The organism is Burkholderia sp. Ac-20349 (genome assembly GCF_017104865.1).
In the GTDB taxonomy this organism is placed as follows: Bacteria; Pseudomonadota; Gammaproteobacteria; order Burkholderiales; family Burkholderiaceae; genus Burkholderia; species Burkholderia aenigmatica.
In genome coordinates, this window is sequence record NZ_JAAGPM010000080.1 from 1 (window position 1) to 25,422 (window position 25,422).

Below are 25,422 nucleotides of genomic sequence, written 5' to 3' on the forward strand. Positions count from 1 at the left end.
TCCCCGCCGGGCGACCCGCGCCAGACGCGCCGCCCGCTCCGCTCTTCTCACCGCGCTTCCCCGATGACTCACCCGCAACCCTTCATCGCCGTCATTCCCGCCCGGCTCGCGTCGACGCGGCTCCCGAACAAGCCGCTCGCCGATCTCGGCGGCAAGCCGATGGTCGTGCGCGTCGCCGAGCGCGCGCGCGAAGCGGGCGCGCAGCAGGTGCTGGTCGCGTCCGACGCGCAGAGCGTGCTCGATGCGGCGCGCGATCACGGCTTCGAAGCGGTGCTGACGCGTGCCGACCATCCGTCGGGCACCGACCGGCTCGCGGAAGTCGCGGCGACGTTCGGGTGGAGCGACGACACCGTCGTCGTCAACGTGCAGGGCGACGAGCCGCTGATCGACCCCGTGCTCGTGCGCGACGTAGCGTCGCACCTCGCCGCGCATCCGGCCTGCGCGATTGCGACCGCGGCCCACCCGATCCACGACGCGGCCGACGTGTTCAACCCGAACGTCGTGAAGGTCGCACTCGATGCGCAGAGCGTCGCGCTGTACTTCTCGCGCGCGCCGATTCCGTGGAGCCGGGACGCGTACCAGCCGCACTGGCCCGACGTCGCGGCCATGCCTGCGCCGGCTTTCCCGGTCTACCGGCACATCGGCCTCTATGCGTATCGCGCGCGTTTCCTGCGCACGTATCCGACGCTTGCACAGGCGCCGATCGAACAGGCCGAGCAGCTCGAACAGCTGCGCGCGCTGTGGCACGGCGAGCGTATCGCAGTGCTGATCACCGAGTCCGCGCCCGAAGCCGGAATCGACACGCCGGCCGATCTCGCACGCGTGCAGGCCCTTTTTCAGCCGGGATCAAAATAACCCGTGGCATAATCAGGCGATTGTGCGAGCCGTCCGCGACCAGCGCGTCCTCGCTTGACCCCGCCCGCGGCCCTGCCGGCAGCCGCGCGTCGCTCAACCCGACGCGCCGCATCAGACCGGTCCGCCACGCGCCAGGCAAGCCCCGCGCACCCCGTCGCCGGCGCTTTTTGCGTCTCGCCACACGAATCTACATACTGGAGATATCACCATGCGTTTGATCCTGTTGGGCGCGCCCGGCGCGGGAAAGGGCACCCAGGCAAACTTCATCAAGGAAAAGTTCGGCATCCCGCAAATCTCGACGGGCGACATGCTGCGCGCGGCCGTGAAGGCTGGCACGCCGCTCGGCGTCGAGGCGAAGGGCTACATGGACGCCGGCAAGCTCGTGCCGGACGCGCTGATCATCGGCCTCGTCAAGGAGCGCCTGAAGGAATCCGACTGCGCGAACGGCTATCTGTTCGACGGTTTCCCGCGCACGATCGCGCAGGCTGACGCGATGAAGGAAGCCGGCGTCGCGATCGACTACGTGCTCGAGATCGACGTCCCGTTCTCGGAAATCATCGAGCGCATGAGCGGCCGCCGCACGCACCCGGCATCGGGCCGCACGTACCACGTCAAGTTCAACCCGCCGAAGGTCGAAGGCCATGACGACGTGACGGGCGAACCGCTGATCCAGCGCGACGACGACAAGGAAGAAACCGTCAAGAAGCGTCTCGAAGTGTACGAAGCGCAGACCAAGCCGCTGATCACGTACTACGGCGACTGGGCGCAACGCGGCGAGGAAAACGGCCTGAAGGCCCCGCAGTATCGCAAGATCTCGGGCCTCGGCGGCGTCGACGAGATCCGTGAGCGCGCGTTTGGCGCACTGAAGTAAGCAGCGCGTCGCGCACCCGCGAGCCGCCCTTTCCGGGCGGCTTTTTTTTGCCCGGGCAGAATTCGCACGACCGTTCGGGTCTCGCCGCCGCCGGAGAGTGCCCCGTACAATCGGTCGAGTGCCGGACGTGCCGGCATTTCAACCAATCGTGCGGCATCTAACCAGGCAACGGCTTTGCGCGGAACCGCAACAGGCAACGGAGCGCCAGGGGGCGGTCGACCGCATTGCATGGTACCTCCCTAGGCGCTAAAGCGCCAAGGGCGGTCGACACCGGAGACAGTCATGGAAATTCGCGGCAACGTATTTCTGATCACGGGCGGCGCATCGGGCCTCGGCGCCGGCACGGCGCGGATGCTCGCGCAGGCAGGTGGCACGGTCGTGCTCGCCGACCTGAACGACGCGGCGGGCACGGCGCTCGCGACCGAACTGGGCGGCCTCTTTGTCCATTGCGACGTGTCGAGCGAGACCGACGCGCAGGCAGCCGTCGACGCGGCAACGCGCGCGGGCACGCTGCGCGGCCTCGTGAACTGTGCCGGCATCGCGCCCGCCGCGAAGACCGTCGGCAAGGACGGCGCACATCCGCTCGACGTGTTCGCGAAGACGATCAACGTGAACCTCGTCGGCACGTTCAACATGATCCGGCTCGCCGCCGTTGCGATGGCCGCCACCGCGCCGACCGCGGACGGCGAACGCGGCGTGATCGTGAGTACCGCGTCGGTCGCCGCATTCGACGGACAGATCGGCCAGGCCGCGTACGCGGCATCGAAAGCCGGCGTCGCAGGCATGACACTGCCGATCGCGCGCGACCTGTCGCGCAGCGGCATCCGCGTGATGACGATCGCGCCCGGCCTGTTCGAGACGCCGATGCTGCTCGGCATGCCGCAGGACGTGCAGGACGCGCTCGGCGCGATGGTGCCGTTCCCGCCGCGGCTCGGCAAACCAGCCGAATATGCGCTGCTGGTGCGCCAGATCGTCGAGAATCCGATGCTCAACGGCGAAGTGATCCGCCTCGACGGCGCGATCCGGATGCAGCCGAAATAAGCACAAAAAAACGCCCGCAGCGCGGGCGTTTTTCATTCAGGGTACCGGCAAAGCACGGCGGCGGCTCAGTCTTCGCCGTCGCGCTGCATCCGCTGCCGCAATTCGGTCACCTGCGACTCGACGACGGTGGCGTCGTCCGCGTCCGGCCGCTCGCCGAGATACTGCTCGAGATCCTCGAGCGCGGGCCGCAGGTAATCGAGCCGCGCATACGCGAAACCGCGGTCGCGGACTTCGTCGAGGTGCTCGGGCAACAGGATCACGAGCCGCTGCTGCACCGCGAGCAGCCGCTGCCAGCGTTCCGTCTGAAGATAGATCGTCTTCAGGTTGCGCAGCATCCGCGCGATGATCTCGCGGCTCGTCGCCGGCTGCAGCAGCGCGCGCAACGCGCTGTCGACCGCACCGGCCGCACGCGCGACGTACGGCTCGAGCATCTCGACCATCTCCGCTTCAGACAACGAATGACCGTTGGCCGGATCGATGATCAGGTCGCCGTCCGGCAGCGTGACGCGCAGCAGGAAATGGCCGGGGAACGAGACGCCCCGCGCCGGCACGCCGATCTGCTCGGCGAGTTCCAGGTACAGCACCGACAGCGAGATCGGAATCCCGCGCCGCCGCTTCAGCACGGCGTTCAGGTGGCTGTTATCGGGGTCGTAGTAATCGTTGTGGTTGCACGCGAAGCCGAGCTCGCGGAAGAAGAAATCGTTCAGCGCGGCGACGCGGCCCTTCAGGTCCGTATCGTCGGCGAACCGCCGGCGCAGCCGCGCCGCCAGCATGTCGAGCTCGGCCAGCGTGCCCTGCAGGTCGAGGTCGGGATACGCGTCCTGCGCCAGCGACAGCGCCGCTTCCGTGACGGGCAGGCTGTCGTCGTCCGCCACGAGCGTGCTGAAGTAGTCGAGGACGCGGGTCATTGCGGTCGTCACTTGGCGCGCCTTCTGAAATAAGCGTATTTGAAGCCCATCACCCACAACATACCGAAATATAGTGCAGCGAACAGCACGAGGCACGCGGCCATCAGCGCGATGCGATCGAGCGGCTGCGCGCGCATCCCGGTCCAGTCGAAGCTGATCGACAGCCAGTGCATCAGGCCCGCGAGCACGAGCGCCGCACCGATCAACTGCACGAAGAAGCGCAGCCAGCCCGGCGACGGCTGGTAGATGCCGCGCTTGCGCAGCCCGATGAACAGCAGCAGCGAGTTCAGGCACGCGCCGACGCCGATGCTCAGCGTCAGGCCCGCGTGGCCGATCAGCGGCACGAACACGTAGTTCGAGATCTGCGTGACGATCAGCACGCCGATCGCGATCTTCACGGGTGTCTTGATGTCCTGCTTCGCGTAGAAGCCTGGCGCGAGGATCTTGATCAGGATGATGCCGACGAGGCCGATCCCGTAGGTCGCCAGCGCGCGCGCGACCATCGTGACGGTATGCGCATCGAACTTGCCGTAATTGAAGAGGGTCGCGGTGAGCGGCGTCGCGAAGAAGAACAGCGCGAGCGCGCTCGGCGCCGCGAGCAGGAACGTGACGCGCAGCCCCCAGTCGAGCAGCGCCGAATACTCGTGCGAATCGGCGTCGACGTGCGCCTTCGACAGGCTCGGCAGCAGGATCGTGCCGAGCGCGACGCCGAGCAGCGCCGTCGGGAATTCCATCAGGCGGTCGGCGTAGTTGATCCACGACACGGCGCCCTGCCCGAGCCGCGACGCAATATTGGTGTTGATGATCAGCGACAGTTGGGCGACCGACACTGCGAACGTCGCGGGCACCATCTTCGCGAGCACGCGCTTCACGCCCGGGTGGCGCAGCGCGCGCAGCGGGTTGAAGCCGATCAGCGGCACCATGTCGATCTTCTTCAGGCCCGGCAGCTGCACGAGGAACTGCAGCACGCCGCCGACGATGACGGCCCACGCGAGCGCGAACACCGGCACCTTCAGGTGCGGTGCGACGAACACGGCCGCGGAGATGAACGCGACGTTGAGCAGCACCGGCGCGAACGCGGGCAACGAGAAGCTCTTGTACGTGTTCAGCACGCCGGAGGCGAGCGTCGTCAGCGAGATGAACACGATGTACGGGAACATGATCCGCGTCATCGTGACCGCGAGCGGAAACGCCTGCCCGTCGGTGTGCAGGCCGGACGCGACCGCGAACACGACCCACGACGCGCCGACGATCCCGAAGACCGACAGCACGGCAAGCGCCCACGCGAGCACGGTCGACATCGCGTCGACAAGCGCTTTCGTCGCGTCGTGCCCCTGCTGGTTCTTGAACTCAGCGAGGATCGGCACGAACGCCTGCGAGAACGCGCCTTCGGCAGACAGGCGGCGCAGCAGGTTCGGGATACGGAAGGCGACGTAGAACGCGTCGGTGTATTGACTGGCACCGAACGCACGGGCGATCAGTGTCTCGCGGGCCAGTCCGGTCACGCGCGACAGCAGCGTGAAGCCGCTGACCGTCAGCAGGGCTCGGAATAGATTCATGGGGCGCTTATTATACGGACGTTGCGCGACCCGGCCAGCGGCCGATGCCGAAAAGCACGCGCGCCGATGGCGCCCCGTCCGGCAGATGTCACGTTGAACTTGCCACTCGCTTGATTTTGTTGCTATAATCGCCGGTTTCTGGGCTCGTACATGCACGGCAACTGCCGTTTTCATGTCCCGGCCTCGGTTAAAATCACCGTTTTTTATGCGCCCCTGGGCAATCGCTCTCAGGGGACGGATCGAAAAGCAGCGCTTGGCCGTCTAGGCTCCAAGCTCTGGAAACAGGACAGGATAAGGAACCGTCATGGCTAACTCCGCACAAGCACGCAAGCGCGCCCGCCAGGCCGCGAAGGCAAATTCGCACAACTCGGCGCTGCGCTCGAAATTCCGTACCGCGATCAAGGCTGTTCGCAAGGCTGTCGACGCCGGCGATCAAGCAAAGGCTGCCGATCTGTTCAAGGCTGCCGTGAAGACGATCGACACGATCGCTGACAAGAAGATCGTTCACAAGAACAAGGCCGCTCGCAGCAAGAGCCGCCTCGCCGCAGCCGTCAAAGGCCTGCAGGCAGCAGCGTAAATCCGGCGCGCCCGCTTCCGCGGGCGTTCCTGTTTCCTGCGATCGCAAAAAAGCCCGCCTAGGCGGGCTTTTTTGCCTGTGTCGCCGAAATCGGCAACGATGCAGGCGAACAACCGGGGCCCGGCACTGCGCGCGCCCCGCCCGTCCGCTGCTTACTTCTTCTCGCTGTAGTCCGGCAGTTCGCACGCCTCGGTGACGACGAGGTTGTTGTCCTTCGCGAAATTCAGCACGAAATCGAACGCCATCGGCTCGACGTCGCGCAGCCGGGAATCGAGGATCACGCATTTCAGGTCGCCGAGCATCGTCGGACGCACGTAGAGCGAATACTGGAGACGCGCGTTCCGCCCGCTCGCCCCCGGCCCGAAGCAGGCCATCACACCGGCCAGACGTTCCGACCAGTCGCTCGGGCGAAACTTTTTCCCGTCTTTCGTGATGCCCTGGATGAAGAATTCGGTCGGAGGGGTTTCAGCCATGTGGTTACCCAAGTGACGGCCCGGCGATGTCCAGGCAACGGCGCCTGGATACGCGAACACAAAGCTGAAACGGACGGCGGCACGAGCATTCCGATATCCCGAAAACGGGACGTCGACGCGCGCCGCCGGTAGACTGCACCGAATTTGTGCAGCGCACGGCTTGTGTCCGGCAGAGCGCGAGGAGGCTTGCCTGCCGGGCTGGAGAAAACTTTCGAATTATACCGCAGCGCGCCATCGCGCGCCGTCCCGACACCCCTCCTCCTGCACCGCCAGCCGCGTGCGGCGATCGTGCCCCGCTTCTCTCCACGGCTCGTCAAAGCACAGAAAATCCTTTATGCTGCTTTGAGTTATCCACACCCGACGGCGGCGCCGTCCGGCCTCGCTGCCGGGTGACATCCCGCCGTATCCTGCTTCATGACCGCCAAAACCATTCGTCACTACCTGCAGTTCAAGGATTTCTCGCTGGAAGACTACGAGTACGTGCTGGAGCGCACGGGTATCCTGAAGCGCAAGTTCAAGAACTACGAGACCTACCACCCGCTGCACGACCGCACGCTCGCGATGATCTTCGAGAAGAGCTCGACGCGCACGCGCCTGTCGTTCGAGGCCGGGATCTTCCAGCTCGGCGGCCATGCCGTCTTCATGAGCACGCGCGACACGCAGCTCGGCCGCGGCGAACCCGTCGAGGATTCCGCGCAGGTCATCTCGCGGATGGTCGACATCATCATGATCCGCACGTTCGAGCAGGAGGTCATCAAGCGTTTCGCGGACAATTCCCGCGTACCGGTGATCAACGGCCTGACGAACGAGTACCACCCGTGCCAGGTGCTCGCCGACATCTTCACGTACTACGAGCACCGCGGCCCGATCGCCGGCAAGACCGTCGCGTGGGTCGGCGATGCGAACAACATGCTCTACACGTGGATCGAAGCCGCGCAGATCCTCGGCTTCAAGCTGCGCCTGTCCACGCCGCCCGGCTACGCGCTCGACATGAAGCTCGTGTCGCCCGACAGCGCACCGTTCTACGAGGTGTTCGACGATCCGAACGAAGCCTGCAAGGGCGCCGATCTCGTCACCACCGACGTGTGGACGAGCATGGGCTTCGAGGCGGAGAACGAGGCCCGCATGCAGGCGTTCGCCGACTGGTGCGTCGACGAGGAAATGATGGGCCACGCGAATCCGGACGCCCTCTTCATGCACTGCCTGCCCGCCCACCGCGGCGAGGAAGTGACGGCCGGCGTGATCGACGGCCCGCAGAGCGTCGTGTGGGACGAAGCGGAAAACCGCCTGCACGTGCAGAAGGCACTGATGGAGTTCCTGCTGCTCGGTCGCCTCAAGCACTGACGCGCCGGCACCGGGCAATCCATGAAAAAAGCGCCGATCGTCGATCGGCGCTTTTTGTTTGGGCGCGCGAAACGCTGCGTGAAACCCGTGTTACAGGCAGACCGGTTCCGGCTCGAGCTCGACGCCGAATTGCGCGTGCACGTCGACCTGGATCGCCCGCGCCAGCGCGAGCACGTCGGCGCCCGTCGCGCCGCCGCGATTGACGAGCACGAGCGCCTGGCGGTCGTGCACGGCCGCCGCGCCCAGCGCGCGCCCCTTCCAGCCGCAGCGGTCGATCAGCCAGCCGGCCGCGAGCTTGACCTGCCCGTCCGGCTGCGGATACGACACGACCTCGGGCGCGCGAGCGCGCAGCGCGTCGAACTGCGCGGCATCGATCACCGGATTCTTGAAGAAACTGCCCGCGTTGCCGAGCACGAGCGGATCGGGCAGCTTCGCGCGGCGGATCGCGACGACCGCGTCGAACACGTCGCGCGGCGTGGCCGTCTCGGGTGCGATGCCGTGCGCGTCGAGTTCGCGCGTGACGTCCGCGTAGCCGAGCCGCGGCGCCCATTGCTTCGGCAGCCGGAACGTCACCGATACGATCGCGAACCGGCCGCGCCCTTCCCGCTTGAAAAAGCTGTCGCGATAGCCGAACGCGCAGCGCGCGGCGTCAAAGCGCTCGCTGCGCCCCGTCGCCAGCTCGACCGCGACCAGCGAGTCGAAATACGCCTTCATCTCGAGGCCGTATGCGCCGATGTTCTGGATCGGCGCGGCGCCGACCGTGCCCGGAATCAGCGCGAGGTTCTCGAGGCCCGGCATCCCGTGCTCGAGCGTCCAGGCGACGAATGCGTGCCAGTTCTCGCCGCCGCCGGCCTCGACGTACCACGCGTCGTCGTCCTCGCGCACGACGCGACGGCCCGCGATCTCGTCGAGCAGCACGACACCGTCGAAGTCGCGCGTGAACACGACGTTGCTGCCGCCGCCGAGTACGAGCTGCGGCAGGTTCGCGATGCGCGGGTCGCGGTGGAGCGCCTCGAACTGCGACGCATGCGTGACGCGCGCGGCAAAGCGCGCGGTCGCGGCGATGCCGAACGTGTTGTGCGCGGTGAGCGGATGGTCGGGAAGCAGCGACAGGGCGGAATCGTCAGGAGGCATCGGCATTCGCGGTCACGTCCGCCCGGGGGGCGCATGGCCGGCCTTGGGCAAACGGAGGGGCATCGGTAAAATGGCAAACAGTCCGCAATTATAGCGAGTGCCCGCGCGCGAGCCGGGTGCCCGCATCTCAAGGGAGGAATGCCATGCCATCGTTCGACGTCGTTTCCGAAGCGAACATGATTGAAGTGAAGAATGCCATCGAGCAGTCGAACAAGGAAATTTCGACGCGCTTCGACTTCAAGGGCTCCGACGCGCGCGTCGAGCAAAAGGAGCGCGAGCTGACGCTGTTCGCCGATGACGATTTCAAGCTCGGCCAGGTCAAGGACGTGCTGATCAGCAAGCTGGCCAAGCGCAACGTCGACGTGCGCTTCCTCGACTACGGCAAGGTCGAGAAGATCGGCGGCGACAAGGTCAAGCAGATCGTCACCGTGAAGAAAGGCGTGACCGGCGATCTCGCGAAGAAGATCGTGCGCCTCGTGAAGGACAGCAAGATCAAGGTGCAGGCGAGCATCCAGGGCGACGCGGTGCGCGTGAACGGCACGAAGCGCGACGACCTGCAAAGCGTGATCGCGATGCTGCGCAAGGACGTGACCGACACGCCGCTCGACTTCAACAACTTCCGCGACTGATCGCCAGACGATCCGTCACGTCATCCTGCCGGGCTCCGCATACGCGGCGCGCCCGGCATGCGGCAAGCGCCGCGCCCCCTCAGGCCTTCCCGCCGCCCTGCGCGCCGCCGTCCGCGGCCGTCTTCTTCTTGTCGCCGATCCGGCTCTCCTGCCCCGCCAGCAGCTTCGAAATGTTGCCGCGGTGACGCCACACGAGCAGCACGCTCATCGCCAGCACGGCCCACGCGACCGGGTTGTGGCCCGTGCCGAACAGGAACACGTCGAACACCGGTGCGAACACGGCCGCCACCAGCGCCGCGAGCGACGAATAGCGGAAGAAGAACGCGACGATCAGCCAGGTCAGCGCGGTCGCAAGCCCGAGCACCGGGTGCACGGCGAGCAGCACGCCGGCCGCGGTCGCGACGCCCTTGCCGCCCTGGAAGCGGAAGAACACCGGGTACAGGTGGCCGAGGAACACGGCGATCGCGACCCAGGCGACCGCAACCTCGGGCAAGCCGAAGTGCCGCGCGAGCCAGACGGCAATCCAGCCCTTGAACGCGTCGCCGACGAGCGTCAGGATCGCGGCCTTCTTGTTGCCGCTGCGCAGCACGTTGGTCGCGCCGGGATTCTTCGACCCGTACGAACGCGGGTCGGCCAGGCCCATCGCGCCACTGACGACGACGGCGAACGACACCGAACCGATCAGGTAGGCAATGAGGGCGGCGAGCAGGATCTGCATGCGGAGGACTCTTCTTTCAACGTATCGGTAAAGGGACGGCTGCGCGTGGCAGGCCGAAACGGCGCCCATTCTACCGAACGCGCGCGGCCTGCCACGAAGGTGAAACCCTCAGTCGACGCTCGCGCACTGCACGGGCTGCGCGCCGAGCACTGACGTGAGCACCGCCGGCGCGAGACTGACGAGGTAGCCGCGACGGCCGCCGTTCAGGTAGATCGTCGGCAGCTCGAGGATCGTCGCCTCGACGTAGACGGGCATCGTCTTGCGCGTGCCGAACGGCGACGTGCCGCCGACGAGATAGCCGGAATGGCGGTTCGCGACCTCGGGCTTGCACGGCTCGACGCGCTTCACGCCGATCTGCCGCGCGAGGTTCTTCGTCGATACGGTGCGGTCGCCGTGCATCAGCACGATCAGCGGCTTCGCATGCTCATCTTCCATCACGAGCGTCTTCACGACGCTGTGCTCGTCGACGCCGAGCTGGCGCGCCGATTCGCCGGTGCCGCCGTGCTCGACGTAGTCGTACGGATGCTCGCCGAACACGATGCCGTTGCGGCGCAGCAATTGGGTTGCAGGGGTTTCGGACACATGCTTGGATTTGCTCATGATGGCATTTTAATGGTGAACGACCGTCGGGCGCGCAATGGCACGCTCGCGCCCGCGCCGGCGGTATACTCGCGGCCCGTTTTTCACCGGGCGGCCCGCTGCGTCGCCGCAACGATTCCGTCCATCATCATTGCGGACATCGCGAAGCGCTATTGCCCGAATGGCCGATTGTGGCGCGCGTGCCGTCATGGCACGATCGTTCGCCAACCTCGTCAGCCGTCGCCCGCCCCTTTTCTGGAGACGCCATGTCCTCGTCCCTCCGTTCTTCCGAGCCGCTCGACGTCGATGCACTGCTCGCCGCGCTGCCCCGCCGCATCGCCGACGTGCCCGCACGCTGGGCCGCGCAGGCGCCCGCGCATCCGGCGCTGATCGAGGACGCGCGCCGCCTGTCGTACGGCGAGCTGTCGCAGGCCGTCGATGCGGCGGCCGCTCGGCTCGCCAACCTCGGCGTGCAAGGCGGCGACCGCGTGATGATCGTCGCCGAAAACTGCGTCGCGCAGATCGTGCTGCTGTTCGCGGTCGCACGCCTCGACGCATGGGCACTCATGTCGAACGCGCGGCTGTCGGCCAGCGAACTCGACGCGATCGCCGCGCATGCGCGTCCGAAACTGATCGCATTCACCATCGACGCATCGCCCGACGCGCGCACCCATGCCACGCGGCACGGCGCGACGCCTGCCGGCGCGCTGCCGGTCGACATCGGCGCGTGGTCGTATCGCGTCGACACGAGCGCGCCGGGCGAACCGGTCGCCGCCGACGGTGCCGCGCAATGCGCGGCGCTGATCTACACGACCGGCACGACCGGCACGCCGAAAGGCGTGATGCTGTCGCATCGCAACCTGCTGTTCATCGCAGCCACGTCGAGCACGCTGCGTCGCGTGTCGCCCGACGACGTCGTCTACACGGTGCTGCCCGTGTCGCACGTGTACGGGCTCGCGTCGGTCTGCCTCGGCAGCCTGTACGCGGGCGCGACGCTGCGGCTCGTCCCGCGCTTCTCGCCGGAAGCCGTGCGCGTCGCGCTCGCCGACGAAGGCGTCACGATCTTCCAGGGCGTGCCCGCGATGCACGCGAAGCTGCTCGAACACCTGCACACGCACGGCCACGCATGGCGCGCACCGCGCCTGCGCTTCGCGTATTCGGGCGGCTCGCCGCTCGACGCGAACCTGAAGGCACGTGTCGAGCGCCTGTACGGCGTGCCGCTGCACAACGGCTACGGGATGACCGAAAGCAGCCCGACGATCACGCAGACGCCGCTCGACGCGCCGCGCACCGACAGCTCGGTCGGCGTGCCGATTCCCGGTGTGGAGATGCGGATCGTCGCGCCGGACGGCACCGACGTGCCGCCGGGTGAAGTCGGCGAGATCCGCGTGCGCGGGCCGAACGTGATGCTCGGCTACTACCGCAACGCGGACGCGACACATGCGGCCGTGTCGCCGGACGGCTGGCTGAGCACCGGCGATCTCGCGCGGCAGGAAGCGGACGGCGCGGTGACGATCGCGGGCCGCAGCAAGGAGCTGATCATCCGGTCGGGCTTCAACGTCTATCCGGTCGAAGTCGAACAGGTGCTGAACGCACATCCAGACGTCGTGCAGGCGGCCGTCATCGGCCGCGCGGTCGAAGGCAACGAGGAAGTGCTCGCGTTCGTCGAGCTGGTGCCCGGCGCGACGGCGGACGAAGCGGCGTTGCACGCATGGTGTGCGGAACGGCTCGCGCCGTACAAGCGCCCCGCACACCTGCGCGTGCTCGACGCGCTGCCGGCCGCGTCGACGGGCAAGGTGCTGAAGCACAAGCTGCGCGAGCTGGTCTGACCCAGGCGGGCCGCTGCGCCCGCCAACGCCCGCGCAGCGAAGCGTGCGCTAACCGCGCGGGTGGTGTTCCGCGTGCAGCGTCTTCAGCCGCTCGCGCGCGACGTGCGTATAGATCTGCGTGGTCGAGATGTCGCTGTGACCGAGCAGCAATTGCACGACGCGCAGGTCGGCGCCGTGGTTCAGCAGGTGCGTCGCGAATGCGTGCCGCAGCGTGTGCGGCGACAGGTGCGCACGCACGTCCGCGTGCTGCGCGTGGCGCTTGATGATGTTCCAGAACTGCTGGCGCGTCATGCCGTCGCCGCGCGCGGTCACGAACAGCGCATCGGCCGCGCGCGCGCCGAGCAGCGCCGGCCGCGCATCGCGCAGATAGCGCTCGATCCAGCCGTGCGCGACTTCGCCGAACGGCACGAGCCGCTCCTTCGAGCCCTTGCCCATCACGCGCACGACGCCCTCGTTGAGCCCGACCTCGACGGTCTTCAGCATCACGAGCTCGCTCACGCGCAGCCCGCTCGCATACATCAGCTCGAGCATCGTGCGATCGCGCAGGCCGAGCGGCGTATCGATGTCGGGCGCGCCGAGCAGCGCCTCGACCTGAGCCTCCGACAACGTCGACGGAAACCGGGCGGCCTGCTTCGCGGACGTGATCCGCAGCGTCGGGTCGGCGCTCGCGCGATGCTCGCGCACGGCCCAGCCGTAATAGCGCCGGAACACGGACAACCGCCGGTTCGACGACGTCGCCTTGCCGTCGCTGCGCGCGGCGATGTAGCCCGTCACCATCGTTTCGTCGACCGAATCGAGCGGCGCGTCGTGCGTCTCTGCCAGCCATTGGGAAAACAGCACCAGATCGCGCCGGTACGCGTCGAGCGTATTGCGCGCGAGCCCATGCTCGAGCCACAACGCATCGCAAAACACGTCGATCGACGCGCGGCTCGCCAGCAGCGCGGGGGACGCCGCGGCGGCATCGCCGTCGGCTTCGGGGGAAATCAGCGATTCACTCATCAGTACGGCACGCCCTCGTGCGCCAGCAGCCAGCGCTTCACTTTCTGGTAATAGCCGTTGTCGTCGTGGTTCGCGAAGCCGCCGAGGCCGCCCGCCGCGACGACGCGATGGCACGGGATCACGAGCGGGAAGTAGTTCGCGCCGCACGCCTGGCCGACCGCGCGCGGCGCGCTGCCGATCCGCTTCGCGACCTGCCCGTAGGTCAGCACCGTGCCGGGCGGAATATCGCTGATCACGTCCCACACGCGATGCTGGAACGCGCTGCCGACCTCGGCGAGCGGCAGGTCGAAGCGCGCCGACGCGCGCTCGAAATAACGTTCGATCTGCTTGACCGCGCGCTTCGCGAGCGGCGAATCCGGCTCGACCGACTTCACCGATTCGGGCAGGTAGACGATCTCGCGCACCACCGCGGCGTCCGTGCGGATGCCGACCTTGCCGAACGGCGCGTCGATGACTGCATTGAACATGGCCCTCTCCTGACCGATGGATGCGCGCGGACCCGCCGCGCGCCGACGACACTTTACGCCGCCTTCACGCGGCACGCAGCGCCCATTCGACATGCTCGCGCACGACCGGCGACGGGTCGTCGGCCCGCGCGCGCAACGCAACGACGATCGCGTCGCGCGCGGCCGGCGCGAGCCGGCCCGCGTCCGCGCGCAGCGCATTGCCGAGCCCGACCGCGAGATTGCGCAGCCAGCTTTCGTAGCCGATGCGCCGGATCGCGCTGCCCTGCATCCGCGTATCGAACGTGTCCGCCTCCCACGCAAACAGCTCGACCAGCGTCGCGCGATCGAGGCCGTGCCGCACGTCGAAATCGGCGACAGGCGCGGCCTGCGCGAACTTGTTCCACGGGCACACGAGCTGGCAGTCGTCGCAGCCGTACACGCGATTGCCGATCATCGGCCGCAGCGGCTCGGGGATGCTGCCTTTCAGTTCGATCGTCAGGTACGAGATGCAGCGGCGCGCGTCGACGCGGTACGGCTCGACGATCGCGCCGGTCGGGCAGGCGCCGATGCAGCGCGTGCAGCTGCCGCAGTGCGCGCCGGGTGTCTCGGGCGCGGTGTCGGGCGACGTGTGCGCGTCGGTCGGCAGCGGCACGTCGACGTAGATTTCGCCGAGGAAGAACAGCGAACCCGCGTCGCGCTGCAGCAGCAGCGTGTGCTTGCCGCGCCAGCCGACACCGGCCTTCTGCGCGAGTTCGACCTCGAGCACGGGCGCCGAATCGGTGAACACGCGGTAGCCGAACGCGCCGATCTCTTGCTCGATGCGCTCGGCGAGCGTCTGCAGCCGGTTGCGCAACACCTTGTGATAGTCGCGGCCGCGGGCGTAGATCGACACGACAGCCGCCTGCGGATCGTCGAGCCGGGCCCGTTCGCGCGCGCGCCAGTCGTGCGGCACGAGCGCGCCCGGCTCGCTTTCAGGCGCGTCGCCGGCGAGCGTTTCGGCCGGCAAATAGGCGAGCCGCACGGAAATCACGCGTCGCGTACCGGCCACAAGTTCGGCCGGACGCGCGCGTTTCATCCCATGTTTCGCCATATAATCCATTTCGCCGTGGTATCCGGCTTCCAGCCAGGCGGCGAGGCCTGCTTCGGCATCCGAGAGATCGGTATCGCTGATGCCGATCGCCCCGAAACCCAATTCGCGCCCCCACGCCCTGATGCGCGCGGCGAGCGCAGTCAACGCCGCATCGTCGAGCGCGCACGGTGCCGCGCCTTCGGCACGAGTCGAAGGCCTGTCGGATGCGGCGAGTTCCGGTAATCGGTTCATCGCACTATTTTACGAGAATGTCAGCCACGTCCAGCCACCCGCCTCATGCCGTCACGTTGCCTGCCCCGCTCGAGCAGCGCGTGATCGCGCTCGCCGACGAAGCGGCGACCGAGGCTTTCGGCACCCGCTTCGCGCACGCGCTCGACGCGGCACGCGTCGAACTCGCCCGCGCGCATGCGTTCGACGGGCTGCAGATCCAGCTGGTCGGCGATCTCGGCGCGGGCAAGACGTCCCTCGTCCGCGCGATCCTGCGGGGCCTCGGCCACACGGGGCGCGTGCGCAGTCCGACCTATACGCTCGTCGAGCCGTACGCACTCGAACGCGACGATGGGGAACTCGAGGTCTATCACTTCGATCTGTATCGTTTCAACGATCCGGCCGAATGGTCCGACGCAGGCTTTCGCGAATATTTCAATTCCAGCGCGATCTGCCTCGTCGAATGGCCACAACAGGCGGGCACGCTGCTCGGCGTACCCGATCTGGTTTTCTCGCTCGACGTGGATGGCGACGGCCGCGCCCTCACCGTCCGGGCGTACAGCGCTTCAGGAAAGGCATGTCTCGAAAGATGTTGATCAAACCGTTCCGCTCGATCGAATCGGCGGCCACCGCGACGCACAACTGGCGGCGCCGTCAGATCCTGTGCGCGGGCGCGTCGACGCTGGTGCTCGGTCTCGTCGCACCGCGGCTCGCGCACGCGTCGTCGGTGCTCGGCGTGCGCGTGTGGCCCGCACGCGATTACACGCGTGTCACGATCGAATCCGACCAGCCGCTGCAGAATACCCAACAGCTGCTGCAGGGTCCCGACCGTCTCGTCGTCGACCTGACCGGCCTCGATCTCGACCAGGCGCTGCGCGACCTCGTGTCGAAGATCGCGCCGAACGATCCGCAGATCCAGTCGGTGCGCGTCGGCCAGTATCAGCCGCACGTCGTGCGGATGGTGTTCGACCTGAAAGGTTCGGTGAAACCGCAGGTGTTCACGCTGCCGCCGGTCGGCGCCTACAAGTACCGGCTCGTGTTCGACCTGTATCCGGCCGTCGCGCCCGATCCGCTGACCGACCTGATCGCGCAGACGGAACGCAAGGAACAGGCGCTCAACGACACCGCGCGCGCGCAGCAGATGCAGCCGCCGACCACGCTGGCCGGCCCGGGCACGCCCCCGCCGCCGCCCGCCGCAGGCGACAACAGCGATGCGTTCTTCCAGCGCTTCGCGCAGAACACGCCGGCGACGCCGCACACGCCGCCCGCCACCCCTTCGACGCCCGCGAAGCCGGCCGTCAAGCCGCCGCCCGTCATCGCACGCCGCGACGACAGCGACGACGACGGCGACACCTACAAGTTCACCGCGCCGAAATCCGGCAAGGGCGGCACCGTGCGCCTGCTGACGGTGGCCATCGATCCGGGCCACGGCGGCGAGGATCCGGGCGCGATCGGCGGCGGCGGCACGTACGAGAAGCACATCGCACTCGATATCGCGAAGAAGCTGCGCGCGAAGATCGACGGCGCGCCGAACATGCGCGCGATGATGACGCGCGACGCCGACTTCTTCGTGCCGCTGAACGTGCGCGTGCAGAAGGCGCGCCGCGTGGGCGCCGACCTGTTCGTATCGATCCACGCCGATGCATTCACGACGCCGTCCGCGCGCGGTTCGTCGGTGTTCGCGCTGTCCGACCACGGCGCGACGAGCGCCGCGGCGCGCTGGATGGCGAACAAGGAGAATTCGTCCGACCTGATCGGCGGCATCAACATCAAGACGGCTGACGCGGCCGTGAACCGCGCGCTGTTCGACATGTCGACCACCGCGCAGATCCGCGATTCGCTGCGCTACGGCAACTACGTGCTGAAGGAAGTCGGCGGCATCAACAAGCTGCACAAGGGCTCGGTCGAGCAGGCCGGGTTCGCGGTGCTGAAGGCGCCCGACATTCCGTCGATCCTCGTCGAGACCGCGTTCATCAGCAACCCGGAAGAGGAAAGCCGACTGAACGACGACAGCTATCGCGACCAGATGGCCGACGCGATCTTCCGCGGCATCAAGCGCTATTTCGCGGCGAATCCGCCGCTCGCGAAGAACCGGATGGCCTGACGGCCATCCCCGGCCACCCCGCCCCGCCGCCGGCACGCAGTGCGTGCCGGCGCGTCACGATGCCGCGAAGCGGCGCATCAGTTTCCCGCCGAACACGTTCACCGCGAGCCCGCCCATCACGAGCGCCGTGCCGATCAATTGCGTGCGCGTCAGATGCTCGTCGAGCAGCAGCGCCGACGACGCGAGGCCGACGATCGGCACCAGCAGCGAGAACTGCGCGACCTGGGCGGCCGGATAGCGCGACAGCAGGCGGCTCCACAGCCCATAGCCGAGCAGCGTCGCGACGAACGCGAGATAGACGACCGCGAAGATCGATGCGCCGTTGAGCCCGGCGAGCGCGGTCGCGATCCGTTGCGGCCCTTCGAACCACAGCGACAGCAGGAAGAACGGCACGGGCGGCACGAGGCTTGCCCACACGACGAGCGACACCAGGTTGGCACGGCCGACCTTCTTCGTGACGATGTTGCCGAACGCCCACATCGCGGCCGAGCAGATCGTCAGCAGGAAGCCCGCGAGCGTCATCTCGCGGCCGCCCTGCGCCGCGATCACGACGAGCCCGCCCGCGGCGATCGCGAGCCCGAACAGGTTCTGAATGCGCAACTGCTCGCCGAGGAACAGCATCGCGAACACGAGCGTGAAGAATGCCTGCGACTGCAGCACGAGCGACGCGAGGCCGGCCGGCATGCCGACGTACATGCCGGTGAACAGGAACACGAACTGGCCGAGCTGGATCGTCGCGCCGTACAGCACCAGCAGGCGCCACGGAATCTGCGGCCGGCGCACGAAGAACACCGCGGGCACGGCCGCGAGCGTGAAGCGCAGCGCGCCGAGCAGCATCGGCGGCATGCCGTGCAGCCCGACCTTGATCACGACGAAGTTCACGCCCCACGCCAGGATCACGACCAGCGCAAGCAGCAAGTCCTTCGGGGCCATCATCGGCGTCTCCTCGATTGTCGAATTGTTGTCCAAGGTGCGCTCGGGCCCTGTCGCTTTGCGCCGGGCTCCCCGAGGCGGTCATCCCCGAACGGGACTTCCTTTGGGGTGAAAACCCGGGGCGGCCCGGCGTTTTCCTGAGAAACCGGTCAGTCTACCGGGTTTCGGCCCCCGGCCCGATACCCGCGCGGTGCACATGGAATCGGCGGCGGACGGCCAGTACAATGACCGGCATCCCCCGCCGCCCTACAGGACCCGCCATGACCGCTCCGATCAAAGCCCTGCTGAAGCCGCACGTGCGTGACATCGGCAACCTGCAGGTGCGCCGCACGCTGCCCGCACTCGCCGCCCGCCTCGTCGGCCCGTTCATCTTCTTCGATCACATGGGGCCCGCCACGCTGCCGCCCGGCACGGGGCTCGACGTGCGCCCGCATCCGCATATCGGCCTCGCCACCGTCACCTACCTGTTCGACGGCGCGATCCTGCACCGCGACAGCCTCGGCTCGCTGCAGGAAATCGTGCCGGGCGACGTGAACTGGATGACGGCCGGCCGCGGGATCGTCCACTCCGAACGCACGCCCGACGCGCAGCGCGAAAACGGCCACACCGTGCACGGGATCCAGACCTGGGTCGCGCTGCCGCGCGCGCACGAAACCACCGAGCCGTCGTTCGAGCACCATCCGGCCGTGACGCTGCCGCGCCGCAACGAAAACGGCGTCGAACTGACGGTGATCGCCGGCGATGCGTTCGGGCTGCGCTCACCCGTCACGACGTTCTCGCGCACGCTGTACGTCGCGGCCGAATTCGCGGCCGGTGGCCGTGTCGAGCTCGACGCGTCGCACGAGGAGCGCGCGGTCTATGTGGTCGACGGCGAGCTCGCGATCGACGGCACCCCGGTGCCGGCCGAGCAGATGGCCGTGCTCGCGCCCGGGGTCGCGGTCACGCTGACGAGCGGCAGTGGCGCGCGCGCGATGCTGCTCGGCGGCGACAAGATCGACGGCGAGCGCTTCATCGAATGGAATTTCGTCGCCAGCAGCCGCGACGCGATCGAGCGCGCGAAAGAAGCCTGGACGCGCCAGGAAATGGGCAAGGTGCCGGGCGAGACCGAGTGGATTCCGCTGCCCGAGTCGAAGCCGCGTTGAAAAAGGGGCGTGCCGCCCCCATCCTGACGACATTCGAACGGAAGAGAACGACATGGACACCACGCTTGCCACATTCGAGAAAGACGTCATCGAGGCGTCGCTGGACGCACCCGTGCTGGTCGACTTCTGGGCGCCGTGGTGCGGCCCCTGCAAGACGCTCGGCCCGCTGCTGGAAAAGCTCGAAGGCGACTACGAAGGCCGCTGGAAACTCGTGAAGGTCAACGTCGACGAGAACCAGGAGCTCGCCGCGCACTTCCAGACGCGCAGCATTCCGCACGTGATCGCGTTCGCCGACGGGCGCCCGGTCGACCAGTTCGTCGGCGTGCTGCCCGAAGGCCAGTTGCGCGCCTTCCTCGACCGGCTGCTGCCGGCCCCCGAGGAAGCCGAACGGCGTGCCGCGCAGTACGCGATGGCCGAGGAGCGCTACGACGACGCGCTCACGCACCTCGAAGCGGCGCTCGCGCTGAACCCGGGCTTCGACGACGCACGCCTCGACCTGATCGAACTGCTGCTCGCGAGCAACCAGGTCGACGCCGCGCGCGCCGAGACCGAGCGGCTGTCGCCGCAAACGCTGCAAAACGGCGACCCGCGCTACCAGGCGATCAAGACCCGCTTCGACGCGCTCGAAGCCACGGCCGACCTGCCGCCGACCGACGCACTCGAAGCACGCATCGCGGCGAACCCGGCCGACCTCGACGCGCGCTTCGACCTCGCGCAGAGTCTGATCGCGCGGCGCGCGTACGAAGGCGCGGTGGAGCAGTTGATGGAAATCGTCACGCGTGACCGCGCGTACGGCGACGATCTCGGCCGCCGCACGCTGATCTCGGTGTTCGAGCTGGCCGGCGATCGGCCGGATCTCGTCGCCGGGTGGCGGCGCAGGCTGAGCATGGCGCTCAACTGAACGGATGGGTGACCGGCCGGGCCGCAACGGCCCGGCTGCGGGATCGCCCCGCATGACATACGGCGGCGCGTATCACGCGCCGCCGCATCCCTCAACGAGCGCGCTTCACGGCAGCTCAGCCGGCGGCCTGCGCCGCGATCGCGCGCAGCGCATGCGCGGCGGCCGCGAAGCCGAAGCTCGCGGTCACGCACACGCTCGAACCGAATCCCGCACAGTTGAGCCCGGCGACGTGCGCGGCCGCGGACGGCTCGGCGCCGTCCTCGAGGTCGCAGGCGGCCGCTTCCGGATAGATCAACGGCTCGTCCGAATACACGGCGCTGACCTTGAAACGCGCCTTCGGCCCGCGCGGAAAGCCGTGCTGCTTGCGCAACTGCGCGCGCACCTTCGACAGCAGCGGATCCTGGATCGTCAGCGCGAGATCGTCGATCCGGATGCGCGTCGGGTCGAGCTGGCCGCCCGCGCCGCCGACCACGACGAGCGGCTGGCGCTTCGCGACACACCACGCGATCAGCGCGACCTTCGTGCGCACGCTGTCGATCGCGTCGATCACGTAGTCGAAACCGCCGCCGAGCAGCGCGTCGAAGTTGTCCGGCTCGACGAAATCCTCGATCCGGTTCACGCGGCACGCGGGATCGATCAGTGCGATCCGCTCGGCCATCGCGTCGACCTTCGGCTTGCCGTAATTGCCGTCGAGCGCGTGGATCTGCCGGTTCGTATTGCTTTCCGCAACGTTGTCGAGGTCGATCAGCGTCAGCGTGCCGACCGCATTGCGGGCGAGCGCCTCGGCCACCCACGACCCGACGCCGCCGATGCCGATCACCGCGACGTGCGCGCGCTCGAATGCGGCGGCCGCCGGCGCGCCGTACAGCCGCGCGACGCCGCCAAAGCGCCGCGCGCGATCCACGTCAAGCTGGATTTCCGGGGTCGGGGTAAGATCAGAGGAACTGGGCGGGGCAGCGTCGGCGGCGGACATGGCAGCAAGGAAAATGTAAGTCGTGCAGCCCTCTATTTTGCCTGAACTCCCCGCTCGCACGCGCCACTGTACACGCACGTTTCTCGCGCGTTGGCTACAATGGTTTCAGATTGAAGCGTTTGCATAACATGACGACTCTCGCCGATCTTCGCATCAACTATTCACGTGCTTCGCTCGACGAAGCCGATGTCGCCCACGACCCCTTCGCCCAGTTCGACCGCTGGTTCAAGGAGGCGCTCGCCGCCAAGCTGCCCGAGCCGAACACGATGACGCTCGCGACCGTCGGCGACGACGGCCGGCCGTCGGCACGCATCGTGCTCATCAAGGGCGTCGACGAACGCGGGTTCGTCTTCTTTACCAATTACGAAAGCCGCAAGGGGCGCGATCTTGCCGCGCATCCGCAGGCCGCACTGCTGTTCTACTGGATCGAGCTCGAGCGCCAGGTGCGCATCGAAGGCCGGATCGAGAAAACCAGCGCCGAGGAAAGCGACCGCTATTTCGCGTCGCGCCCGCTCGGCTCGCGCATCGGCGCATGGGCGTCCGAGCAGAGCGCCGTGATCGACAGCCGCGCCACGCTCGAAGCGCAGGAACAGGCCGTCAGCGAACGCTACGGCGACAACCCGCCGCGCCCGCCGCACTGGGGCGGCTACCGCCTCGTGCCCGACTCGATCGAGTTCTGGCAGGGCCGCCCGTCGCGGCTGCACGACCGCCTGCTCTATACGCGCGACGCCGATACGTCGCCGGACTGGTCGATCTCGCGCCTGTCGCCTTAAGCGCGGCGCCGGCGCACGCCGGTCGTGTCTCGTGTTACATCCGGGCGCCCGCGTCGCAAGCGGCGGGCGCCGGTCAAGATACTTGGCTGTATTCGATTCAACGAACAAACGGAGAATCCAAATGTTCTGGGAAAAGAAGCTGGCACAGTGGGCGGACGAAGTACGGGCGAAAGCGAACATACCGGCGCGCCTCGTGCTGTGGAACGGCGATCAACTCGATTTCGGCACCTTCAGCGCGCCGCAGGTCACGTTGAAGGTCAACAGCGCGTCGGCGTTGCCGCTGTTGCTCGAACCAAGCCTCGACAATCTCGGCGAGGCGTACGTGAAGGGCAAGATCGACATCGAAGGCAAGCTGTCGGACATCATCAACATCGGCTACTCGCTCGCGCGCAACACGGTGACGAGCGCGAGCAAGCTGGCGCGCGTGAAGCGCTACTTCAATCACTCGAAGAGCACCGACAAGAAGGCGATCCAGTATCACTACGACGTCTCGAACGAGTTCTATCAGCTGTGGCTCGACGAGAACATGGTGTACTCGTGCGCGTACTTCGAGAACGGTGACGAGGATCTCGCCACCGCGCAGATCAAGAAGATCGACCATATCCTGACGAAGATCCGGCTCCAGCCCGGCCAGCGCCTGCTCGACATCGGCTGCGGCTGGGGTGCGCTCGTGCTGCGCGCCGCGCAGAAGTTCGGCGCGCAGTGCCTCGGCGTCACGCTGTCGCAGAACCAGTTCGACCTCGCGACCGCGCGCGTGAAGGCCGCCGGGCTGGAAGACAAAATCGAGATCCGGCTGCAGGACTACCGCGAGATCGACGGCCAGTTCGACCGCATCACGAGCGTCGGGATGTTCGAGCACGTCGGGCGCAAGAACCTGCCGCTCTATTTCTCGCGCGTGCACGACCTGCTCGCCGACGACGGCATCGCGATGAACCACGGGATCACGTCGACCGACGCGGAAAGCGGCGAGACGGCGCTCGGCGGCGGCGAGTTCATCGACCGCTACGTGTTCCCGGACGGCGAGCTGCCGCACATCAGCCTCGCGCTCGAAGCCGCGCAGCGCGGCGGACTCGAAGCGATTGACGTCGAAAGCCTGCGACGGCACTATGCGCGCACGCTCGACATCTGGACGGAAAACTTCGAGGCGAAAGCGGAAGCCGCGCGACAACTCGTCGACGACGAAAAATTCCGCATCTGGCGCGTGTATCTCGCCGGCTGCGCATATGCGTTCGAGCACGACGACGTGTCGATCTTCCAGATCGTGTGCCGCAAGGCCGGGCAGAGCGCAAAAACGCTGCCGTGGTCGCGGCGCTATATGTACGAACACGCGCTGCCGCGCTAGGCGGCGCCTCACGCTGGGCATGCATGGGTGACGGCAGGACGCGGCGCAAGGCGCCGCCGGAACGACAGCAGCACGACGACGCGGATGCGCCGCACGCCGACGGGCAATTCGACCTGTTCGGCGTGCCGGCCGACGCTGCACGCGCGTCGCCCGAGGACGATGGCCGGCCTGCCGACACCGACGAGCACGTGACACCGGACGCGCCCGACGACGCGCAGCCGGCACCGCGCGCCCGCACTAACGCCCGTTCTTCAGACGAAACCCCGCCAGCCGCTTCCGGCCAGCTGTGGGACGACCCGTCCCCGCCAGCCGCACCGCCGAAGAAAGGCCGGCGCCGGCGCGGCGTGCTGCCCGCCCCGATCGCGCCGGATGTAGCCGACGCAGCGGCCGCCCTGCCGCCGAATGTCCGGCTCGGCACGTCGTCGTGGTATTTCCCCGGTTGGGACGGCATCGTCTACGACGGCGACTTCGCGCAGACCAAGCTGTCGCGCGAAGGGCTCGAAGCATATGGCGCGCATCCGCTGCTGAAGAGCGTGAGCCTCGACCGGTCGTTCTACGGCCCGCTGTCGGTGGCCGACTACCTGCGCTACGCGCAGCAGGTGCCGGACGATTTCCGCTTCGTCGTAAAGGCGCCGGCCTCCGTGACCGATGCGGTGATCCGCGGCCGGCGCGGCGAGCCGTCGGGGCCGAACCCGACCTTCCTCGACGCGGCGCTCGCCACCCGCGAATTCGTGCAGCCTTGCCTCGAAGGGCTCGGCCGGAAAGCCGGCGTGCTCGTGTTCCAGTTCTCGCCGCTGCCCGATCAGCTGCTCGCCCAGCCGGCCGCGCTGATCGACCGGCTCGCCGCGTTCTTCGCGGCGCTGCCGCCGCTGCCGCCGGAAGCCGACGGCACCCGCTATGCGATCGAGATTCGCGACGCGAGCCTGCTCACGCCGCGCTTCATCCGCGCGCTCGCCGCGCTCGGCGTGCGCTACTGCGTCGGCCTGCACGCGCGGATGCCCGACCCGCTGCGCCAGGCGGCCGCGCTCGCGCTGCTCGACGGCGACGCGCCGGGCCCGCTGATCGTGCGCTGGAGCCTGCACGGCGGCTTCAAGTATGAACAGGCGAAAGCGAAGTACGAGCCGTTCGACAAACTCGTCGACGAGGATCCGGCCACGCGCTCGGCGCTCGCCGAACTGGCCGCGCGCTATGCGCTGGCCGGGCAGCCGGTGATCATCACGATCAACAACAAGGCGGAAGGCTCCGCGCCGCTGTCGTGCATCGCGCTCGCGCGCGAGATCGCCGCCGCGTGCGCGCAGTGGCGCAACGAGGCGGCTTGATACCGGCTTGAAACCGGCCGGCGCCGGCCGCGCTTACGCGCCGCGCAGCGACTTCAGCCGGTGCGAGAACTTCTGCCGGAATTTCGCGAGCTTCGGCCCGATCACGACCGAGCAGTAGCCCTGCCCCGGGTTACGCGCGTAATAGTTCTGGTGATAGTCCTCGGCCGGCCAGTAGTTGTCGTCGAGCGGCACGACCTGCGTGACGATCGGCTGCCCGAACACCTGCTCGCGCTCCAGCTCGCGGATCACGTCGAGCGCCGTGTCGCGCTGCGCATCCGAATGCGTGAACACGACCGAACGGTACTGCGTGCCGACGTCGTTGCCCTGCCGGTTCAACTGGGTCGGATCGTGCGTCGCGAAGAAGATCTCGAGGATCCCGCGATAGCCGATGCGCGCCGGATCGAACGTCACGTTGACGACTTCCGCGTGGCCTGTGTCGCCTTCGCAGATGTCGCGATAGCCGGGATTGCGCGTATGGCCGCCCGCATAGCCCGACTGGACGGCCGTCACGCCGTCGACGTCGAGGAACACCGCCTCCGTGCACCAGAAGCACCCGCCGCCCACAGTCGCGGTTTCAAGCATTTCGTTCCCCATGAAATCAGCCCCTCGTTGATGACGGCAGCCGGCACGCATGCGCCGGCGCCATCGTTACGCATCGCCGCTGCCCGCGCAGGAT

Annotated in this window: 26 protein-coding genes; 14 read left to right on the plus strand and 12 right to left on the minus strand. The window is 67.7% G+C overall.

The window, feature by feature from the left end:
- Nucleotides 1-63 precede the first annotated feature (63 nt).
- The 3 genes from kdsB (at nt 64) to G3N61_RS24120 (ending at nt 2,767) form a co-directional block, all read left to right on the plus strand.
- Nucleotides 64-855 carry a 3-deoxy-manno-octulosonate cytidylyltransferase gene (gene kdsB, locus G3N61_RS24110; RefSeq protein WP_059665170.1) on the plus strand — a complete coding sequence of 264 codons (792 nt, stop codon included), beginning with the start codon at nt 64-66 and terminating at the stop codon, nt 853-855.
- A gap of 208 nt (nt 856-1,063) precedes the next feature.
- Nucleotides 1,064-1,726: an adenylate kinase gene (gene adk, locus G3N61_RS24115; protein WP_043190056.1), complete on the plus strand. Its 663-nt coding sequence runs from the start codon at nt 1,064-1,066 to the stop codon at nt 1,724-1,726.
- A 282-nt stretch (nt 1,727-2,008) separates the two neighbouring features.
- The gene (locus tag G3N61_RS24120; RefSeq protein WP_089451170.1) at nt 2,009-2,767 is read left to right on the plus strand and encodes a 3-hydroxyacyl-CoA dehydrogenase; all 759 of its coding nucleotides are present in this window, start codon (nt 2,009-2,011) and stop codon (nt 2,765-2,767) included.
- A 65-nt stretch (nt 2,768-2,832) separates the two neighbouring features.
- Here G3N61_RS24120 and G3N61_RS24125 read toward each other — a convergent pair whose 3' ends face one another.
- Both G3N61_RS24125 and murJ read right to left on the minus strand, forming a co-directional pair.
- Complete coding sequence (locus G3N61_RS24125) at nt 2,833-3,675, minus strand: SirB1 family protein (protein ID WP_043190258.1); 843 nt, start codon at nt 3,673-3,675, stop codon at nt 2,833-2,835.
- 8 nt (nt 3,676-3,683) lie between these two features.
- Nucleotides 3,684-5,234, minus strand: a complete 1,551-nt coding sequence (gene murJ, locus G3N61_RS24130; RefSeq protein ID WP_043190061.1) for a murein biosynthesis integral membrane protein MurJ — start codon at nt 5,232-5,234, stop codon at nt 3,684-3,686.
- 304 nt (nt 5,235-5,538) lie between these two features.
- Here murJ and rpsT point away from each other — a divergent pair, with 304 nt between their 5' ends.
- The gene (gene rpsT, locus G3N61_RS24135; RefSeq protein WP_011352994.1) at nt 5,539-5,811 is read left to right on the plus strand and encodes a 30S ribosomal protein S20; all 273 of its coding nucleotides are present in this window, start codon (nt 5,539-5,541) and stop codon (nt 5,809-5,811) included.
- A 152-nt stretch (nt 5,812-5,963) separates the two neighbouring features.
- Here rpsT and G3N61_RS24140 read toward each other — a convergent pair whose 3' ends face one another.
- On the minus strand, nt 5,964-6,284 hold the full coding sequence (locus G3N61_RS24140; protein ID WP_043190063.1) for a DUF3579 domain-containing protein: 321 nt from the start codon (nt 6,282-6,284) through the stop codon (nt 5,964-5,966).
- 414 nt (nt 6,285-6,698) lie between these two features.
- Here G3N61_RS24140 and argF point away from each other — a divergent pair, with 414 nt between their 5' ends.
- A complete protein-coding gene (gene argF, locus G3N61_RS24145) occupies nt 6,699-7,628 on the plus strand; it encodes an ornithine carbamoyltransferase (RefSeq protein WP_043190066.1) in 930 nt (309 codons plus the stop codon).
- A gap of 90 nt (nt 7,629-7,718) precedes the next feature.
- Here the strand turns inward: argF and murB are convergent, their stop codons facing one another.
- Complete coding sequence (murB, locus tag G3N61_RS24150; RefSeq protein ID WP_205823769.1) at nt 7,719-8,768, minus strand: UDP-N-acetylmuramate dehydrogenase; 1,050 nt, start codon at nt 8,766-8,768, stop codon at nt 7,719-7,721.
- Nucleotides 8,769-8,905: 137 nt separating this feature from the next.
- Between murB and G3N61_RS24155 the strand changes: the two genes are divergently transcribed.
- Entirely contained in the window at nt 8,906-9,391 is a 486-nt protein-coding gene (locus G3N61_RS24155) for a YajQ family cyclic di-GMP-binding protein (RefSeq protein WP_043190069.1), read from the plus strand.
- A 79-nt stretch (nt 9,392-9,470) separates the two neighbouring features.
- Here G3N61_RS24155 and plsY read toward each other — a convergent pair whose 3' ends face one another.
- Nucleotides 9,471-10,109 carry a glycerol-3-phosphate 1-O-acyltransferase PlsY gene (gene plsY / locus G3N61_RS24160; protein ID WP_205823770.1) on the minus strand — a complete coding sequence of 213 codons (639 nt, stop codon included), beginning with the start codon at nt 10,107-10,109 and terminating at the stop codon, nt 9,471-9,473.
- 108 nt (nt 10,110-10,217) lie between these two features.
- Nucleotides 10,218-10,709: a Cys-tRNA(Pro) deacylase gene (gene ybaK, locus G3N61_RS24165; RefSeq protein ID WP_175021990.1), complete on the minus strand. Its 492-nt coding sequence runs from the start codon at nt 10,707-10,709 to the stop codon at nt 10,218-10,220.
- A 245-nt stretch (nt 10,710-10,954) separates the two neighbouring features.
- Here ybaK and G3N61_RS24170 point away from each other — a divergent pair, with 245 nt between their 5' ends.
- Nucleotides 10,955-12,517, plus strand: a complete 1,563-nt coding sequence (locus tag G3N61_RS24170) for an AMP-binding protein (RefSeq protein ID WP_205823771.1) — start codon at nt 10,955-10,957, stop codon at nt 12,515-12,517.
- Between the two features lie 48 nt (nt 12,518-12,565).
- On the opposite strand, the gene xerD is transcribed toward G3N61_RS24170, so the two are convergent.
- From xerD to queG, 3 genes are all read right to left on the minus strand, one after another.
- A complete protein-coding gene (xerD, locus tag G3N61_RS24175) occupies nt 12,566-13,516 on the minus strand; it encodes a site-specific tyrosine recombinase XerD (RefSeq protein WP_043190077.1) in 951 nt (316 codons plus the stop codon).
- Complete coding sequence (locus G3N61_RS24180; RefSeq protein WP_111016246.1) at nt 13,516-13,983, minus strand: methylated-DNA--[protein]-cysteine S-methyltransferase; 468 nt, start codon at nt 13,981-13,983, stop codon at nt 13,516-13,518. Before G3N61_RS24180 ends, xerD begins: the two co-directional genes overlap by 1 nt.
- 64 nt (nt 13,984-14,047) lie before the next feature.
- Nucleotides 14,048-15,283, minus strand: a complete 1,236-nt coding sequence (gene queG, locus G3N61_RS24185) for a tRNA epoxyqueuosine(34) reductase QueG (RefSeq protein ID WP_205823772.1) — start codon at nt 15,281-15,283, stop codon at nt 14,048-14,050.
- Nucleotides 15,284-15,300: 17 nt separating this feature from the next.
- Between queG and tsaE the strand changes: the two genes are divergently transcribed.
- Both tsaE and G3N61_RS24195 read left to right on the plus strand, forming a co-directional pair.
- On the plus strand, nt 15,301-15,855 hold the full coding sequence (gene tsaE / locus G3N61_RS24190) for a tRNA (adenosine(37)-N6)-threonylcarbamoyltransferase complex ATPase subunit type 1 TsaE (RefSeq protein ID WP_043190084.1): 555 nt from the start codon (nt 15,301-15,303) through the stop codon (nt 15,853-15,855).
- Nucleotides 15,837-17,363: an N-acetylmuramoyl-L-alanine amidase gene (locus tag G3N61_RS24195; protein WP_043190086.1), complete on the plus strand. Its 1,527-nt coding sequence runs from the start codon at nt 15,837-15,839 to the stop codon at nt 17,361-17,363. Before tsaE ends, G3N61_RS24195 begins: the two co-directional genes overlap by 19 nt.
- Before the next feature lie 54 nt (nt 17,364-17,417).
- Here G3N61_RS24195 and G3N61_RS24200 read toward each other — a convergent pair whose 3' ends face one another.
- Entirely contained in the window at nt 17,418-18,296 is an 879-nt protein-coding gene (locus G3N61_RS24200) for an EamA family transporter (protein WP_179258737.1), read from the minus strand.
- 260 nt (nt 18,297-18,556) lie between these two features.
- Between G3N61_RS24200 and G3N61_RS24205 the strand changes: the two genes are divergently transcribed.
- Nucleotides 18,557-19,438 carry a pirin family protein gene (locus tag G3N61_RS24205; protein WP_205823773.1) on the plus strand — a complete coding sequence of 294 codons (882 nt, stop codon included), beginning with the start codon at nt 18,557-18,559 and terminating at the stop codon, nt 19,436-19,438.
- A gap of 52 nt (nt 19,439-19,490) precedes the next feature.
- A complete protein-coding gene (trxA, locus tag G3N61_RS24210) occupies nt 19,491-20,339 on the plus strand; it encodes a thioredoxin (protein WP_205823774.1) in 849 nt (282 codons plus the stop codon).
- Nucleotides 20,340-20,454: 115 nt separating this feature from the next.
- Here trxA and G3N61_RS24215 read toward each other — a convergent pair whose 3' ends face one another.
- Nucleotides 20,455-21,312, minus strand: coding sequence for a tRNA threonylcarbamoyladenosine dehydratase (locus G3N61_RS24215; RefSeq protein WP_043190093.1), 858 nt, complete (start codon nt 21,310-21,312; stop codon nt 20,455-20,457).
- Nucleotides 21,313-21,440: 128 nt separating this feature from the next.
- Between G3N61_RS24215 and pdxH the strand changes: the two genes are divergently transcribed.
- From pdxH to G3N61_RS24230, 3 genes are all read left to right on the plus strand, one after another.
- A complete protein-coding gene (gene pdxH, locus G3N61_RS24220) occupies nt 21,441-22,085 on the plus strand; it encodes a pyridoxamine 5'-phosphate oxidase (RefSeq protein ID WP_089451179.1) in 645 nt (214 codons plus the stop codon).
- A 121-nt stretch (nt 22,086-22,206) separates the two neighbouring features.
- The gene (locus G3N61_RS24225; protein ID WP_043190098.1) at nt 22,207-23,427 is read left to right on the plus strand and encodes a cyclopropane-fatty-acyl-phospholipid synthase family protein; all 1,221 of its coding nucleotides are present in this window, start codon (nt 22,207-22,209) and stop codon (nt 23,425-23,427) included.
- A 23-nt stretch (nt 23,428-23,450) separates the two neighbouring features.
- A complete protein-coding gene (locus tag G3N61_RS24230; protein ID WP_205823775.1) occupies nt 23,451-24,746 on the plus strand; it encodes a DUF72 domain-containing protein in 1,296 nt (431 codons plus the stop codon).
- Nucleotides 24,747-24,779: 33 nt separating this feature from the next.
- Here G3N61_RS24230 and msrA read toward each other — a convergent pair whose 3' ends face one another.
- Nucleotides 24,780-25,340, minus strand: coding sequence for a peptide-methionine (S)-S-oxide reductase MsrA (gene msrA, locus G3N61_RS24235; protein WP_205823776.1), 561 nt, complete (start codon nt 25,338-25,340; stop codon nt 24,780-24,782).
- Nucleotides 25,341-25,422: the final 82 nt, after the last annotated feature.

What these genes read in the sequence shown, in the direction of transcription:
- msrA (WP_205823776.1), bottom strand. Translation starts at nt 25,340, where the DNA reads ATGGGGAACGAAATGCTTGAAACCGCGACTGTGGGCGGCGGGTGCTTC.
- G3N61_RS24120 (WP_089451170.1), top strand. Translation starts at nt 2,009, where the DNA reads ATGGAAATTCGCGGCAACGTATTTCTGATCACGGGCGGCGCATCGGGC.
- G3N61_RS24225 (WP_043190098.1), top strand. Translation starts at nt 22,207, where the DNA reads ATGTTCTGGGAAAAGAAGCTGGCACAGTGGGCGGACGAAGTACGGGCG.
- argF (WP_043190066.1), top strand. Translation starts at nt 6,699, where the DNA reads ATGACCGCCAAAACCATTCGTCACTACCTGCAGTTCAAGGATTTCTCG.
- tsaE (WP_043190084.1), top strand. Translation starts at nt 15,301, where the DNA reads ATGTCAGCCACGTCCAGCCACCCGCCTCATGCCGTCACGTTGCCTGCC.
- G3N61_RS24140 (WP_043190063.1), bottom strand. Translation starts at nt 6,284, where the DNA reads ATGGCTGAAACCCCTCCGACCGAATTCTTCATCCAGGGCATCACGAAA.
- G3N61_RS24125 (WP_043190258.1), bottom strand. Translation starts at nt 3,675, where the DNA reads ATGACCCGCGTCCTCGACTACTTCAGCACGCTCGTGGCGGACGACGAC.
- murJ (WP_043190061.1), bottom strand. Translation starts at nt 5,234, where the DNA reads ATGAATCTATTCCGAGCCCTGCTGACGGTCAGCGGCTTCACGCTGCTG.
- rpsT (WP_011352994.1), top strand. Translation starts at nt 5,539, where the DNA reads ATGGCTAACTCCGCACAAGCACGCAAGCGCGCCCGCCAGGCCGCGAAG.
- G3N61_RS24230 (WP_205823775.1), top strand. Translation starts at nt 23,451, where the DNA reads ATGGGTGACGGCAGGACGCGGCGCAAGGCGCCGCCGGAACGACAGCAG.
- adk (WP_043190056.1), top strand. Translation starts at nt 1,064, where the DNA reads ATGCGTTTGATCCTGTTGGGCGCGCCCGGCGCGGGAAAGGGCACCCAG.
- G3N61_RS24200 (WP_179258737.1), bottom strand. Translation starts at nt 18,296, where the DNA reads ATGGCCCCGAAGGACTTGCTGCTTGCGCTGGTCGTGATCCTGGCGTGG.
- plsY (WP_205823770.1), bottom strand. Translation starts at nt 10,109, where the DNA reads ATGCAGATCCTGCTCGCCGCCCTCATTGCCTACCTGATCGGTTCGGTG.
- G3N61_RS24195 (WP_043190086.1), top strand. Translation starts at nt 15,837, where the DNA reads ATGTCTCGAAAGATGTTGATCAAACCGTTCCGCTCGATCGAATCGGCG.
- trxA (WP_205823774.1), top strand. Translation starts at nt 19,491, where the DNA reads ATGGACACCACGCTTGCCACATTCGAGAAAGACGTCATCGAGGCGTCG.
- G3N61_RS24205 (WP_205823773.1), top strand. Translation starts at nt 18,557, where the DNA reads ATGACCGCTCCGATCAAAGCCCTGCTGAAGCCGCACGTGCGTGACATC.
- pdxH (WP_089451179.1), top strand. Translation starts at nt 21,441, where the DNA reads ATGACGACTCTCGCCGATCTTCGCATCAACTATTCACGTGCTTCGCTC.
- xerD (WP_043190077.1), bottom strand. Translation starts at nt 13,516, where the DNA reads ATGAGTGAATCGCTGATTTCCCCCGAAGCCGACGGCGATGCCGCCGCG.
- murB (WP_205823769.1), bottom strand. Translation starts at nt 8,768, where the DNA reads ATGCCGATGCCTCCTGACGATTCCGCCCTGTCGCTGCTTCCCGACCAT.
- G3N61_RS24180 (WP_111016246.1), bottom strand. Translation starts at nt 13,983, where the DNA reads ATGTTCAATGCAGTCATCGACGCGCCGTTCGGCAAGGTCGGCATCCGC.
- G3N61_RS24170 (WP_205823771.1), top strand. Translation starts at nt 10,955, where the DNA reads ATGTCCTCGTCCCTCCGTTCTTCCGAGCCGCTCGACGTCGATGCACTG.
- kdsB (WP_059665170.1), top strand. Translation starts at nt 64, where the DNA reads ATGACTCACCCGCAACCCTTCATCGCCGTCATTCCCGCCCGGCTCGCG.
- queG (WP_205823772.1), bottom strand. Translation starts at nt 15,283, where the DNA reads ATGAACCGATTACCGGAACTCGCCGCATCCGACAGGCCTTCGACTCGT.
- G3N61_RS24155 (WP_043190069.1), top strand. Translation starts at nt 8,906, where the DNA reads ATGCCATCGTTCGACGTCGTTTCCGAAGCGAACATGATTGAAGTGAAG.
- ybaK (WP_175021990.1), bottom strand. Translation starts at nt 10,709, where the DNA reads ATGAGCAAATCCAAGCATGTGTCCGAAACCCCTGCAACCCAATTGCTG.
- G3N61_RS24215 (WP_043190093.1), bottom strand. Translation starts at nt 21,312, where the DNA reads ATGTCCGCCGCCGACGCTGCCCCGCCCAGTTCCTCTGATCTTACCCCG.